14 protein-coding genes are annotated in these 13,295 nt (G+C 56.0%); 8 read left to right on the top strand and 6 right to left on the bottom strand.

The features are described 5' to 3' along the window. Nucleotides 1-2: 2 nt before the first annotated feature. The 7 genes from ACZ5AM_RS06880 to ACZ5AM_RS06850 all read left to right on the top strand — a co-directional run bounded on the left by ACZ5AM_RS06880 (nt 3) and on the right by ACZ5AM_RS06850 (nt 7,858). A complete protein-coding gene (locus ACZ5AM_RS06880; RefSeq protein WP_464914293.1) occupies nt 3-1,163 on the top strand; it encodes a hypothetical protein in 1,161 nt (386 codons plus the stop codon). A 48-nt stretch (nt 1,164-1,211) separates the two neighbouring features. Beyond that, nucleotides 1,212-3,650, top strand: coding sequence for a tRNA(Met) cytidine acetyltransferase TmcA (locus tag ACZ5AM_RS06875; protein ID WP_464914292.1), 2,439 nt, complete (start codon nt 1,212-1,214; stop codon nt 3,648-3,650). Nucleotides 3,651-3,714: 64 nt separating this feature from the next. Then, on the top strand, nt 3,715-4,218 hold the full coding sequence (locus tag ACZ5AM_RS06870; RefSeq protein ID WP_464914291.1) for a TIGR00288 family NYN domain-containing protein: 504 nt from the start codon (nt 3,715-3,717) through the stop codon (nt 4,216-4,218). Next, nucleotides 4,215-4,730 carry a TIGR00288 family NYN domain-containing protein gene (locus ACZ5AM_RS06865; RefSeq protein WP_464914290.1) on the top strand — a complete coding sequence of 172 codons (516 nt, stop codon included), beginning with the start codon at nt 4,215-4,217 and terminating at the stop codon, nt 4,728-4,730. The genes ACZ5AM_RS06870 and ACZ5AM_RS06865 overlap by 4 nt, the downstream gene beginning before the upstream one ends. A 10-nt stretch (nt 4,731-4,740) precedes the next feature. Continuing rightward, entirely contained in the window at nt 4,741-5,670 is a 930-nt protein-coding gene (locus tag ACZ5AM_RS06860; protein WP_464916038.1) for a calcium/sodium antiporter, read from the top strand. 39 nt (nt 5,671-5,709) lie between these two features. Then, nucleotides 5,710-7,452, top strand: a complete 1,743-nt coding sequence (locus ACZ5AM_RS06855; RefSeq protein WP_464914289.1) for a radical SAM protein — start codon at nt 5,710-5,712, stop codon at nt 7,450-7,452. Nucleotides 7,453-7,462: 10 nt separating this feature from the next. Continuing rightward, nucleotides 7,463-7,858 (top strand): PaaI family thioesterase, encoded by a 396-nt coding sequence (locus tag ACZ5AM_RS06850; RefSeq protein ID WP_464914288.1) that lies wholly within the window; start codon nt 7,463-7,465, stop codon nt 7,856-7,858. 5 nt (nt 7,859-7,863) lie between these two features. On the opposite strand, the gene ACZ5AM_RS06845 is transcribed toward ACZ5AM_RS06850, so the two are convergent. From ACZ5AM_RS06845 to ACZ5AM_RS06820, 6 genes are all read right to left on the bottom strand, one after another. After that, entirely contained in the window at nt 7,864-9,033 is a 1,170-nt protein-coding gene (locus ACZ5AM_RS06845) for a pyridoxal phosphate-dependent aminotransferase (RefSeq protein WP_464916037.1), read from the bottom strand. Nucleotides 9,034-9,127: 94 nt separating this feature from the next. Next, nucleotides 9,128-10,222: an HD domain-containing protein gene (locus ACZ5AM_RS06840; RefSeq protein ID WP_464916036.1), complete on the bottom strand. Its 1,095-nt coding sequence runs from the start codon at nt 10,220-10,222 to the stop codon at nt 9,128-9,130. 9 nt (nt 10,223-10,231) lie between these two features. Then, complete coding sequence (locus ACZ5AM_RS06835; RefSeq protein WP_464914287.1) at nt 10,232-10,495, bottom strand: type II toxin-antitoxin system RelE family toxin; 264 nt, start codon at nt 10,493-10,495, stop codon at nt 10,232-10,234. After that, nucleotides 10,485-10,667, bottom strand: coding sequence for a hypothetical protein (locus tag ACZ5AM_RS06830; RefSeq protein WP_464914286.1), 183 nt, complete (start codon nt 10,665-10,667; stop codon nt 10,485-10,487). The genes ACZ5AM_RS06835 and ACZ5AM_RS06830 overlap by 11 nt, the downstream gene beginning before the upstream one ends. 38 nt (nt 10,668-10,705) lie before the next feature. Next, the gene (locus ACZ5AM_RS06825; protein ID WP_464914285.1) at nt 10,706-11,134 is read right to left on the bottom strand and encodes a UPF0179 family protein; all 429 of its coding nucleotides are present in this window, start codon (nt 11,132-11,134) and stop codon (nt 10,706-10,708) included. A 32-nt stretch (nt 11,135-11,166) separates the two neighbouring features. Further along, on the bottom strand, nt 11,167-12,207 hold the full coding sequence (locus ACZ5AM_RS06820) for an NAD(P)-dependent glycerol-1-phosphate dehydrogenase (RefSeq protein ID WP_464914284.1): 1,041 nt from the start codon (nt 12,205-12,207) through the stop codon (nt 11,167-11,169). A gap of 223 nt (nt 12,208-12,430) precedes the next feature. Between ACZ5AM_RS06820 and ACZ5AM_RS06815 the strand changes: the two genes are divergently transcribed. Next, a complete protein-coding gene (locus tag ACZ5AM_RS06815) occupies nt 12,431-13,243 on the top strand; it encodes a DUF63 family protein (protein WP_464914283.1) in 813 nt (270 codons plus the stop codon). Nucleotides 13,244-13,295 lie beyond the last annotated feature (52 nt).

Raw genomic sequence — 13,295 nt, 5'->3', positions numbered from 1 at the left:
CGGTGGGTAAGGTAAAGGTTCTGCTTCCGATAGCAATAGTGGCCCTCCTGGTTGGTTTTCCGATCTATCAGGAGGTCTCCTACAGGAACGTGGGGGAGAGGCTTGAGGATTATTCCGTCCTCTCCACACAGCCCCATTTCGAGAAGGAAGTGGCCCCGGTGCTCGCCGGGAGGTTCCTCGACTCGCTCGAGGATCGCGTCATCGGATACGAGTACTCCCCCTACTACGATGCCTACGTCCTCTACGTGAAAGGGAAAGTCGATGGATCCAACGAGAACCATCTCTACGCCGGTGATATGGAGGTGCTCAGTGACCAGTACGAGAGGTTCCTTCGCGTTACTGCCAGGGAGTTCGCGGGGTATCTCTCCACGGGGAACGAAACGCTCCTCCGCGATGCGATGCTTGATGCCTACGAGCTCGTGATAATCCGGGCCCACATCGAGAGCATGAAAAGGTGGGAGAACGTGACCGCGGTTATCTTAAAACGCGGCAGACCCCTGAGTTCGATGCTGGACTCTCTGAGCTTTCTAAAGGTTCTGCTATTGTCCTTGGTAGCCCTGGGGGTGGGCATAGCAGCGCCGTTCTTCGCCTTTGATCTATGGGACAAGTACGGGATCAAGCTCATACTGGCGGTCTTAATTGTGGCGCTCCTCTCGTGGGGCCTCTTTCACGTTTTCACCTCCCACGGAGAACCCCTGGAGGACTTCGGGCGGGCTGGAAATCTGAGCATGAACTGTCAGGGACTCGAGTACGGGGTGGAGCTCAACGGTGGGGCCGAGAAGGAGATCCTAAGGGCCAGGGACTACGCGCTTGCCTATGCCCCTTGGGGGGAGAAAGGCGTCGTTTTTGTATTCCGGCCAGAAGACGCTTCCCGTTTCCTGGACGGCCTTAAGAGAAGGACCCTCGTCCTGGGCATGTGGAACTCCTCCAGCGTGGCTTTCTCTTTGGGGGATAATCTGGACGAGTACTCCGTGAAAAACCTGGACAGGATCTCTGAGAAAGTCGTGAGGGACCTCGTAAACATCTCAGGGGGAAGAATAAGTGATGAGGACGCCAGGACGCTCTTAAAGCTTACCCGGGAGAACTACCTGGCGTCCCTGGTGAAAAGGGTGCCGGTGGGCAACTGCACCAGGGTGCGCCTCCTCTTCAACGCCGGGCCCTGATCACCACCTTTTTAAATCCCCCCTCTCCCTTTTATCCGGGGATGAGAGATGACCGTCAAGGTCCGCTTCGATAAGGAAGTGAGAGACTACGCAAAGGGCGAGAAGGTTAAGGATGAGGTTCTTAAGCTCACCGAGACCGCCCTCGCTCAAGCGCTTGAGAAGTTTCACAGGAGAATGATAGTCATCGAGGGCGACACCGAGAGAAAGGCTGAAATAGCCGGAATTCTTGCGGGTGCTTCGGCGAGGGTTCTGAACGAGATTCTCGACGAGCTGATGAAGAAAAGGTTGAGGGACGAGAGCGAGAGCGCGATAGAGGTTCTCTACGCGACTGATGCCTTGGGTGAAGACACCTTCGGCAGGAAGCGCTACGAGGCATTCAGGAAGCACTTCGACGTTTTAGCGGGAGGAAGCGCCGAGGTTAAAGCTGTAACCTTCAAGCACACCCGTGATATACTCGGAAGAACCTATGACCTCCTCATCCTGGACATGAGCTACGATTATTCCCCGAACGACCTCGGCAGGATCATCGAGACGGTTAGAGGCGGCGGGCTGATATTCATCCTCGCGCATCCGTTCAAGAAGTGGAAGGACATGTGGACGGGCTTCCACAAGAGCCTAGTTACTCCGCCTTACACGATAGACGACGTGAAGAAGCGCTTCAACAGGCGCCTCATAAGAAAGTTCACCGAGTACGGCGAGATCTACATAATCACCGAGAACGGCAAGATAAGGAAGAAGCCGAAGAGGAGCAAGAGCCAGGCGAAGATAAAGGGCCGGAAGGGAGTCCCCATCCCTGAAGAGACCCTCTTCCCGCGCGAGCTCTACGAGATGGCGCTGACCGAGGGGCAGGTTGAAGTCCTCAAAGCCTTTGAGAACCTCGTTGAGAACGAGGGCATGCTGGTTATCACGGCCGACAGGGGTCGCGGAAAGAGCGTTTCCGTTGGTATCGCGGCGATTGGTCTGGCGCTCGCCCTTGGAAAGCGCACGCGCATAGTTGTAACTGCCCCCGAGCCTGAGAACGTCCAGGCCCTCTTCCGCTTCGCCAGGCGCGCCCTCGAGAGGCTCGGCTTCAAGCCCTACGTCGTCGAGGAGAAGGGCCTCATAAAGGAGCTGTATGCGAGGAAGATCGGCCTGCGCTACTATCCGCCGGCCGAGGGTTACAGGAAGAGCGCCGACCTCTACATACTCGACGAAGCAGCTGGAATCCACGTGCCGATACTCCACAAGTACCTGAACAAGGAGCGTGTTGTTTATTCCTCAACCATACACGGCTATGAAGGAGCAGGAAGGGGCTTCTCCGTCAAGTTCCTCAAGAAAGCGAGGGAGAAGCGCGAGTTTAGGGAGCTTCACATGGACGAGCCTATCAGATATGCTTATGGTGATCCAATAGAGAAGTGGCTCTTCGACGTCCTCCTCCTCGATGCCGAACCGGTCGAGCTCACCGAGGAAGACTACGAGCTCATCAAGAACAAGGAGGTATACTTCGAGGAGCCCGACCTCGATGACTGGTTCGAACATGACAGGGAAGACCTTAGAAACTTCGTTGGAATTTACATCCTCGCCCACTACCGCAACAGGCCGAGCGACGTGGCGCTTTTGGCAGACGCGCCCCACCACGAGGCGAGGGTACTCCGCCTCAAGAACGGCAAGATAGTTACGGCGGTGCAGATAGCCAAGGAGGGCGGCATTCCGAAGAAGGTCATAGAGAAGATGGCCAAGGGCTACAAGCCGAGGGGGAACATAATCCCGGACATGATGGTCAAGCACCACATGCTCAAGGAGTTCGCAAAGCTCAAGGGCTACCGCATCGTGAGGATAGCGACGCACCCAGACGCGATGGACATGGGGCTGGGCAGCAAGGCGCTGGAGCTTCTCGAAAAGGAGGCCAGAGAGAAGGGTCTCGACTGGATAGGTTCCGGCTTCGGAGCGAGTGAGGAGCTTGCACGCTTCTGGGTGAAAAACGGCTTCGCGGTTGTGCACCTCAGCCCGGCGAGGAACCCGGTCAGTGGGGAATTTACGGCCATAGTCCTCAAGCCGATAAGCGAGAAGGCCAAGAAGCTCATCCGCCAGGCCAACGACGAGTTCAGGATAAGGCTGACGGAGTGGCTTGGAGATACGCACCGCGAGCTTGAGCCTGAGATAGCGCGCTGGCTCTTCGAGACGCCCTTCGGTGAGGCCGTCGATTATCCAGTTCACCTGACGGATGTCCAGAAGAAGCGTCTCGATGCGTTTACAGGCAAGGTTCTCACCTACGACACCGTTGTCGATGCAGTGAAGCCGATAGTCAAGCTCTACTTCCTCGACGGCTGGATGAAGCCCTACCTCGACGAGAGGCAGATAAAGCTGCTGATCTACAGGGTTCTGCAGGCCCACAGCTGGGAAGAAACCGCGAGGCTCATAGACAGGACCGAGATGTTCACAATGATCGAGATCAGGGACATAATCAGGGGGCTGTGGTACTACTACAAGAGGCTCCTCCGGGGATGAATAATTTTTTAACGTCCTCATCCAACTCGCCCCGTGATGACATCGATGTACAGCGGTGTTTCCCATGGCGGGAAAGTGGGAGAAGATAGTTTCGATGACCAAGAGCGGGATCAGGATCATCGGACAGATGAAGCGGAAGGTCTCAAGGGAAAAGAAGATAGCCCTCCTCATAGACGGGCCCAACATCCTGAGGAAGGAGTTCGGAGTGAAGCTGGAGGATCTCGTAGATGCTCTCTCCGAGATAGGGGACATCAGAGTGGCCAAGGTCGTACTCAACCAGTACGCACCCCAGGGACTGATAGAGGCCATATCCAACCAGGGCTTTGAGCCAATGGTTGTCTCGGGTGAAACTGGCGTGAAGCTCGCGGTAGAGGCTATGAAGGAGATCTACAATCCCCACATCGACATCATAGCCATAGCCACGAGGAACGCCGAGTTCCTGCCGGTCGTCCTAAAGGCCAAGGAGAAGGGGAAGGAGACGGTCGTTATAGGCGTCGAGCCGGGATTCTCGGTCGCGCTGAAGCACGCCGCTGACTACGCGATAATCCTCGGCGGTGGAGGGGCATGAAGGAGACCATCTTCAGGATACTCAAGAGGGGCGAGAAGGAAGGCCGGGAGGAGGTCCCGAGCAAGACCATAGGCCTCATAATAGACGGGCCCAACATCCTGAGGAAGGAGTTCGGCATCAAACTTGAGGACATAATGGAGGCCCTGAGCAGGATAGGGAGCGTTAGGATAGCCAAGGTGATCCTAAACCAGTACGCGCCGCAGGGACTGATAGAGGCGGTGGTTAATCAGGGGCTTGAGCCCGTGATAGTGGCCGGCGACACCGACGTGAGGGTCGCCATCGAGGCCATGGAGATGATATACAACGCGGACGTCGACGTAATAGCCCTGGCCTCCCGCGATGCGGACTTTCTCCCGATAATAATCGAGGCGAAGAGGAGGGGCAAGGAAACCGTTGTCATAGGCGTTGATCCGGGCTTTTCCATAGCGCTCCAGAACGCGGCAGATTACGTCATAAAGATGGAGTCGGCCAGGAGGGAAGAAACCGGGCCGTCAGGACCGAGAAGGGGTTGAGGGGATGCCCATGACCTCAATGCTCATCGTGGCGATTGCCTTCCTAGTGGGGCTCGTCCTTCTCGTCAAGGGGAGCGACCTCTTCATCGAAGCTGCGGCGAGGGTTGCGAAGGGGTTCGGCGTCAGCGAGTTCATGATAGCCCTCGTCCTGGCCAGCATAGCGACGACCCTGCCGGAGGTTACGGTCTCGGCTTTAGCGGCGTTCAGGGGAAGCAGCGACATAGCCCTCGGAAACGCGATAGGGAGTGCATTGGCCAACATAGCCCTCATCCTCGGCGTGACATCGATGATACTGCCCCTCGACGTCGATGAGGACTCCTGGAGGCATTCGCTCTTCCTGATCGGCATAACAGCCTACGTATCCCTCCTAATGCTCGACGGAACGATAGGCAGACTCGACGGCCTCAGCCTGATAGCGATCTACGCCGGCTTCATCTACTACCTCTACAAGCGACACGTGAGCCTTGAGGAGATAGAGGCCGAAGGCAGGGGCAACCCGCGCAGGGACGTTCTCATACTCTTCGGATCCGGCCTTCTGGTAATCGGTGGCGCTGAGATGGTGGTTGACAGCGCGGTTAAGATAGCCAGGGCCGCCGGCATTCCGGAGGTAGTGATCGGCCTCACTCTGGTGTCTATAGGGACCTCACTGCCAGAGTTCACAAACTCCCTGATGGCCGCGATCAAAAAGCTCCCCAACATAAGCGTCGGCAACATCATAGGGGCCGACATACTCGACATCCTGATGGTCATCGGCATAGCCTCGATAATAAGGCCCATAAAGGTCGATCCGGCGGTTCTCCACACAACAGTCCCGCTGACACTCCTCGCGATGCTCGTCCTCACCGTCTCCCTCAGGAGGAACAGCCGGGTCGGCAGGAAGACGGGGCTCATTTTCCTGGCCATATACGCGTACTTCCTCTACGTCTCGTTCTTGGGCTGATCCACTATTCTTTTAAACTCCCCTCCCCGAGTCAGGGACATGATAGTTGCCATCGTCGACGGCTACACCGACGAGCCGGCTGGCCTGGGCGTTCCGCCTTACCTCGGCATCTACCCGAGGTACGCCTACGGGGCGATAAAGAAGGCCAGGAAGGACGCCAGTATTTTCTACCTCACCATAGACGACCTAAGGGCCACCTTTGAGGGGGAAAAAGGAATCGCCACGAAGAACAAGACTCCAAACTTCCCAAAGACCCGCGAAATACTCGAAAAGGCCGACATCATAGTGTACATCGGCGGCCTTCACACTCCAGGAAAATACCTCTCCGCAGTTCCCTCCCAGGTTGAAGAAATCGCCAGGTTCGTAAAGCCCTTCAAAGGCATCAAAATCCTCGGTGGACCGGCCTTCATGGGCTCAGCTCACGCCGGCGGAACAAGGATAACCTCCCGCGAGCTCTCTTTAGCTCATTCCGTTTTCGACCACGTTGTGTACGGCGACCTTGAGGCTTTCCTCTTCGATTTCCTCAGCAGGCCCAACGATGCAGACCCCTTCCGCTTCAGGGACTATGGCGAATTGAGGGACTACGCAATTATCGGGGCGGAAGTCGTCAGGCAGTTCCCGGACTTTCCAGACTTTGTAATAGTCGAGATCGAAACCCAGCGCGGCTGTCCGAAGGCGATGGGCATAGGCGGCTGCTCCTTCTGCACCGAGCCGGTTCGCTATAGAGCGGTCGAGGACAGGCCCGTTGAAGACGTTGTGGCAGAGGTTAAGGCCCTCTACGACCTCGGCGTTAGGCACTTCCGCGTGGGGAGGCAGAGCTGCATATTCTCCTACATGGCGAAACCGAATGACCGGGTTCCGGTCCCAAATCCTGAGGCAATAGAAAAGCTCTTTGCTGGAATACGTTCCGTTGCTCCTCATGTTAAAACCCTCCACGTGGACAACGCGAATCCTGCGGTGATAGCGAATTATCCCGAGGAGAGCATTAGAATAGCCAAGGCCCTCATCAAGTACGGAACTCCAGGCAACGTCGTTGCCTTCGGCCTGGAAAGTGCCGATCCCAAGGTTGCCAGGCTAAACAACCTCAACGCCACGGCAGAGGAAACCTACGAGGCGGTAAGGATACTCAACGAGGTTGGCGGAAAGAGAGGCCCCAACGGCATGCCCTGGCTTCTTCCTGGGATAAACATCATCTTCGGTCTCCCGGGAGAGACTAAGAAGAGCTACGAGATAACCTTCCAGTTCCTAAAGAGACTTTTGGACGATGGCCTGATGGTGAGGCGCATAAACATCCGCCAGGTGGTCGTCTTCCCCGGCACACCTCTCTGGCACATGAGGGACAAAGTTAAGACAGAGAAGCACAAAAGGTTAATCCAGCACTACAAGTACAAGATAAGGCACGAGATCGATTTGCCAATGCTCAGGCGCGTCGTTCCGGTGGGCACGGTCTTGAGGGACGTTCGCGCGGAAGTTTTCGACAACGGCCTCACCTACGGCAGGCAGATAGGGAGCTACCCCCTCATCGTTGGCATTCCCAAGGAGGTTCCGCTGAACGGGTTTTACGACGTCCTGATAGTTGATCACGGCTTCAGAAGCATAACGGGAATCCCTGTTCCGATAAACGTGAACCGCGAGAGTCCAAAAGTCCTCCAGATGATCCCGGGCATAGGGAAGAAGAGGGCCGTCAAGATACTGGCGCAAAGACCACTCTCCAAGGAAGCCTTCCTTGAGATGGTCGATCCGGGTTTGAGAGGGGTTTTAAAGGATCTGGTTGAGGTGTGAGGTGGTAACCATGGAGCAGAGGACCCACAGGCTTACCTCGGAGAGGCTTGTCGGGAGGCCCGTCCTGATCGAGCCTGGAAAAGCGGAAGTCGAGCTCGTTACCACAGAGGAAATGGCAGTTGACGAGTACGGTCTAGTACACGGCGGCTTTACCTTCGGTTTAGCAGACTACGCCGCTATGCTGGCTGTCAACGAGCCCACCGTCGTCCTCGGAAAGGCCGAAGTCAGGTTCCTCAAGCCGGTGAAGGCTGGCGAAAAGCTAAGGGCCGAGGCAAGAGTAGAGGAAGACCTCGGGAGGAAGAAGGTGGTCATTGCCAGCGTCCTCAACGAAGAGAACGAGAAAGTTTTTGAGGGAACCTTCCACTGCTACGTTCTTGAGAAGCACGTCCTGGAAAGGGAGGAATAAAGGGATCAAACGAGCTTTTTCTCCCTCAGGACCTTTTCCATTCTGTCCATTGCCTCCTCGAGCTTCTCGTAGGCCGTTGCATAGCTTATCCTGATGTAGCCCTCGCCGGCCTTTCCGAAGGCACTTCCAGGGACGACGGCAACCCTCGCCTCCTTCAGCATTAACTCGCTGAACTCCTTGCCGGTCAGGCCAGTGTCTCTGATGCGCGGGAAGATGTAGAAGGCACCCTTGGGCTTAACCGTCGGGAGGCCCATCTCGTTAAGCCTCTTCCAGACGAGGTTCCTCCTCCTGTCGTATTCCCTGCGCATCTCCTCAACTGCCTTCCAGCTCCTCTCATCTTCGAGGGCCTTCGCAGCAGCGTACTGGACGAACGTTACCGGACAGGTGGAGTTGTACATCTGGAAGCGGGTCATCTTCTCGATGATCCAGGCGGGAGCGGCGACAAAGCCGAGTCTCCAACCGGTCATGGCAAAGGTCTTGGAGAAGCCGTTGACGGTAATGGTTCTCTCGAACATGCCGTCGAGGGAAGCTATGCTGTGGTTCTTAACGCCGTCGTAGACGAAGTGCTCGTAGACCTCGTCGCTGAAAACTATGAGGTCGTGCTCCAGCGCGAAGTCGGCTATCTCCTCGATGTCCTTCTTTGTCAGGACCGCTCCGGTCGGGTTGTTAGGGCTGTTGATGATGAGCGCCCTCGTTTTCTCGGTGACGTACTTTTCAAGGTCATCAACGGAAAGCCTGAACTCGTTCTCCTCGTAGGTCGGCACCTCAACGGGCTTTCCACCCGCGAGTATTACAGCTGGAGCGTAGCTCACGAACATCGGGGATGGGATCAGAACCTCCTCGCCGTCCTTCAGAAATGCTGCGAGACCCATCAGAAACGCCTGGTTCGCGCCGGTCAGGATCATTATCTCGCTCTTTGGGTCGGCCTCTATGCCGTTCTGCTCCTTTAGCTTTTTAGCCACAGCTTCGCGGAGCATTGGCAGGCCAGCGTTCGGGCCATAATGGGTGTAGCCCTTGTCTAGACCCTCCTTGGCGTACTCCTTGATATGCTCGGGGGTGTCAAAATCGGGCTCGCCGATTCCGAGTGAGATCACATCCTCCATCCCAGCAGCCAAATCGAAGAGCTTCCTTATCTCAGAAGGGTTTACCAGCTCAAGTCTGTCGCTCAGCGCCATCGTGATCACCGAAAACCCTAGGAGGGAATGCTTATAACGTTACCTGAGGGAAAAAGAGTGCCCTGCGGGACTTTATTGATCATCAGAGACCGTATCATTCCCCGGGTGGACTAACATCAACGTACGTTTCAACGGCCCTTCTAACCCTATCGACGAAATCCTTCCGCGCGTAGACGCACCATGTCCACTGCGTGTCTTTGAGCTCGACGAGAGACCTAACCAGGGGCGAAACCTCGCTGAGCCTCTTCACGCCCTCCAGCGTTTCCACGAAGGCGTTCCTCTCCTCGAACTTCGGCTTGGGAGGATAGTCGAGGATCGCCAGATGGTTGAACTCCGCCTCTAGAGTTTTCTTTATGTCGCGGAGCTCGCCCTCTAGGAGTTCCTTCCCCGAACAGAGGGCCCTTTTGTAGAGCATCCTTTCGTCAACGGCCCTAACCAGCTCGCGAACCTCTGCCCTCTCGCTCCCCCTGAGCCTTGAGATCAGGTCGATCTCGTCCATGGTTCTTACCTCCTCCTGGGCCAGCCCCTCGAGCTTAACTGCCTCCGTTATCATGGCCCCGGCTATCCTCGAGACGTGGTGCTGGTAGACCGTTGAGTACATCATGCTCCTCGCCAGGAGGAGGTTTTGGGCCGCAGTGAGGCCTTTTTCACGGACCAGGAGCCTTTTCCCGTCCCAGTGCAGGTTCCTGACGAGCCTTTCGAGGTCAACCAGACCGTAGGCAACGCCGGTGTAGTAGGCGTCCCTGACTAGGTAGTCCATCCTGTCGGCGTCTATGTCGCCGCTGACGAGGGGGTGCCCGAGGAGGCCTAGAACCTCCTTTAGGGAGTACCTCTCCCCTATAACGTCCCCGATCTCTCCGTGCTTGATTATCCACACCGTGTTGGCCTCGTGTTTGGGGAAGAGGGACTCGAGGGTATGAGAGAAAGGGTAGTGACCGAGGTCGTGGAGCAGGGCTGCGTAGACGACGCCCTCCTCGATCTCTGGGTTGCGTGAGCTTATTTCCTTGGCCAGGTGGTAGGTTCCGAGGGAGTGCTCGAAACGGGTGTGTCTGGCGGACGGGTAGGCCAGAAAAGCGAGCCCGAGCTGGGTTATCCTTCTCAGCCTCTGGAACTCAGGCGTATCAACGAGCCTAACGGCGAAGTCTTCGAGCTCTATGGTCCTGTGAACCGGGTCGTGGACGAGCTTCATAGGAATCACTCAGTAAACGTTCTCCCTCTTTCCGATTTTCAGAATTCGTATTGACCTTTCTTGTTTTTGATACTCGAATATAACCCGATATTCGCCGATTCTGAGGCGGTATACATCCTCATATCCCCGAAGTTTTTGAACGTCTAACCTTGCAAGGGGAAAGAAGGCTAACTTAGAAATCCGGTCTTTTATTAGCTCCCTCTCTTTTTCAGGAATGCTCATGAGTTCTTTAAGGGCACTTTTGCTGATTAGTACTCTGTTCTCAAAGCTCATTCTTTACCACGTCCCAGATGAGGAACTCGTCTCTTCTCCTCTCCTCCACAGCTTTCCGTTCCCATTCCTCCGGTTCTGCATCCTCTATGAGCTGAAGATTAACCTCAATGAGCTCCCTGAGGTATCGTTCCAGTTCATCCATCCTATGAAGGATCTCCGCGAGAGTACTCACAATATCGCCCCCGTGAAAATGGTAGATAAAGAAAAAAACTACTCCCTCTCCCTTATCACCTTGACGAGCTTGTACCTCCTCCCGTTGCAGTCTACTTCCCCCATGATCTCCAGGATCTTGACGGTGTCCCCCTCGAAGAGGCCCTCCGGCCTTACAAGGTTAAGCTTGTCCGGGTCGCTGCAGTCCACGAACTTGAGAGAGATCTTCGAGCCTATGATGGCCGTCCTTGGATCCATAAGGATCTCGATGGAGGGCTCCACCACTTCAACGACGCGAACCTTCCCCTCGTGCAGTGGACAGGAGTGCTCTATGTTCCTGACTTTGACGACCTTGTACCTCCTCCCTGGCTCGAGGTTGCCTACGCAGACCCTTGCCAGCCTGCAGGTCTTGCAGGGCTCAGCTGGACCGTAGTAGATGAACTCCATCCCCGGTTTTGCCAGCTTTTCACCGACCAGCGTGATGACCATTCCAAACACCTCCGGCTAATGAAGACATGACCCTAGATAACCCCAGTGATTTTAGCCGCTTTTTCAGCCGCGTCCCACGTCAGGCCATCGCGCCCCAGTATTGTATAGCGCTCGGGCCTTATCGTGTGGGCTATCGTCAGGGCATTGATTATTACCTCTGGATCGATTCCAAGCTCGTATGCGTTGGTAGGTGCGCCAACCCTCTTTAAGGTTTCCCTGATCCGCTCCCACTTGAGGCCGTGAAGGTAGGCCATGATTATCGTCCCGACCCCACACTGCTCCCCGTGGAGGGCCGGCTTTGGGGCGAGCATGTCCAGGGCGTGGCTGAAGAGGTGCTCTGCACCGCTGGCGGGTCTGGAAGAGCCCGCTATGCTCATAGCGACGCCGCTCGATATCAGGCCCTTTATCACCTTCCTGACGCTCTCCTCGTTTCCGAGTCTTATGATGTCCGCGTTCTTTATCACCATCTTGGCGCTCATGAGGGAGAGCGAGGCCGCGTACTCGCTGTAGTACTCGCCCCTGATCCTATGGGCTAACTGCCAGTCCTTAACGGCGGTTAGGTTGCTTATTATGTCACCCACACCCGCCGCCAGGTAGCGGTAGGGGGCGGTCTTTATGACCTTCACGTCTGCTATGACTGCTATCGGGGGTCTGGCTTTCACCGAGGTCTTCGCGCCCAAATCTTTTATGGACGCGTTGGCGCTCGCTATGCCGTCGTGGGAAGCTGTGGTCGGGAAGCTTATGAAAGGAAGTTCCAGACGGTAGGAGGCGAGCTTGGCGACGTCTATTATGCTCCCGCCGCCGACCGCTATGAGCCAGTCGGCATTAAGCTCCCTGGCCAGACCCATAACCCTCTCGACTTCCTCCATCGTGGCCCCCTTCACAACGACCCCAGAAACCTCAAACTCCCGTGATAGGTTCTCCTCAACCTCCTCACCCGCTATCTTTCTCGTCCGGGGGCCGTAGAGAACGAGAACCCTCTTCCCCAGCTTAAGCCTCTTCGCCACGTTCACGGTTTCCCCAGCCAGATTCTCACCGAGGAGTACTTCCCGCGGCAGCTCCATCAAGTGCACCTTTTTCACCTCACCTAACTAAGGTGCCCGAGCTTAAAAATTGATTGGCGTACCCTATGCATGACGTCTGGATCCCTGGGCACCCAAGGGAAGCTCGGGCCCGTTCACTTCATGGGAGGAAATTTTGGGGACGTTTCCCCGTGTGTGGCCGCGTTAGAGGCTGAACTCCATTCACGCTCCAAAACCTTTAAGTGATCCGGCCCCATCCCTACACGGTGGTGAAATGAATCTCCAGGAGTTCTTCCAGAGGTACTTCGTGGATCCGATAAAGTACAACCAGGGCTACAATCCTGTCAACACGACGGTCTACGCCATAATCCTTGGCGTAGCCGTGCTCCTCCTCTACAAGCTTCTGAAAAAGCTTGACATCCGCGTCGATGAGCGCTTTTTCGTAGCGTTGATGCCCTACATCATCCTGGGCCCGCTCATGAGGGCGATGACGGACAGGGGCATGCTCCCAAGGACCTACCTCACCGTGAGTCCCGGCGGCTACTTCGTGATAGCGGCCTTTGCCCTCGCTTCCCTCTTCGTTGTCTGGAGGCACGTAGGGCCGGGGGAGAAGTTCTACCCCCTCTACCGGGACTTCGGCCTCGTCCTCGTTGGCGGGTTGATCTTCCTGCTGGTCATCAACCTGGACAAGGTGGATTTTAGGTGGAACTACTTCGCCTACTTCGTACCGGCTTTTCTGGCGGCGGAGGGGTTCGTATGGCTCCTTTCCCGGAAGTTTGAGCTGATAAAGAACAACGGGATCCTGTTCTACACCCACTTCTACGACGCCACAACGACCTTCGTCGGGATCCAGTTCTTCGGCTACTGGGAGCAGCACGTTCTCGCTAGGACGCTGATCAACCTGACCGGCACTGCCGCCGTCATGTACCTCGAAAAGGTCCTGATCCTTCTTCCGATAGTCTGGATCCTCGATAGAATGATGGAGGAAGAAGATCCGGATCTTATAAACTTCGTCAAGCTGGCGATGTTCATCCTCGGCTTCGGGCCGGGGACCAGGAACCTGCTGATAACCCTAATGGGGGTGTGATTGTGGACGTTCAGTGGAACGGGATAGTCTTTTCCCTAGCGAAGGACGTGGG

The sequence above is a fragment of the Thermococcus fumicolans genome, assembly GCF_055386755.1.
The sequence above is the reverse complement of the archived record's forward strand: the minus strand, read 5'-3'. Positions and strand labels throughout refer to the sequence as shown.

What these genes read in the sequence shown, in the direction of transcription:
- ACZ5AM_RS06835 (WP_464914287.1), bottom strand. Translation starts at nt 10,495, where the DNA reads ATGAGCTTTGAGAACAGAGTACTAATCAGCAAAAGTGCCCTTAAAGAA.
- ACZ5AM_RS06825 (WP_464914285.1), bottom strand. Translation starts at nt 11,134, where the DNA reads ATGGTCATCACGCTGGTCGGTGAAAAGCTGGCAAAACCGGGGATGGAG.
- ACZ5AM_RS06855 (WP_464914289.1), top strand. Translation starts at nt 5,710, where the DNA reads ATGATAGTTGCCATCGTCGACGGCTACACCGACGAGCCGGCTGGCCTG.
- ACZ5AM_RS06845 (WP_464916037.1), bottom strand. Translation starts at nt 9,033, where the DNA reads ATGGCGCTGAGCGACAGACTTGAGCTGGTAAACCCTTCTGAGATAAGG.
- ACZ5AM_RS06875 (WP_464914292.1), top strand. Translation starts at nt 1,212, where the DNA reads ATGACCGTCAAGGTCCGCTTCGATAAGGAAGTGAGAGACTACGCAAAG.
- ACZ5AM_RS06865 (WP_464914290.1), top strand. Translation starts at nt 4,215, where the DNA reads ATGAAGGAGACCATCTTCAGGATACTCAAGAGGGGCGAGAAGGAAGGC.
- ACZ5AM_RS06850 (WP_464914288.1), top strand. Translation starts at nt 7,463, where the DNA reads ATGGAGCAGAGGACCCACAGGCTTACCTCGGAGAGGCTTGTCGGGAGG.
- ACZ5AM_RS06840 (WP_464916036.1), bottom strand. Translation starts at nt 10,222, where the DNA reads ATGAAGCTCGTCCACGACCCGGTTCACAGGACCATAGAGCTCGAAGAC.
- ACZ5AM_RS06860 (WP_464916038.1), top strand. Translation starts at nt 4,741, where the DNA reads ATGACCTCAATGCTCATCGTGGCGATTGCCTTCCTAGTGGGGCTCGTC.
- ACZ5AM_RS06870 (WP_464914291.1), top strand. Translation starts at nt 3,715, where the DNA reads ATGGCGGGAAAGTGGGAGAAGATAGTTTCGATGACCAAGAGCGGGATC.
- ACZ5AM_RS06815 (WP_464914283.1), top strand. Translation starts at nt 12,431, where the DNA reads ATGAATCTCCAGGAGTTCTTCCAGAGGTACTTCGTGGATCCGATAAAG.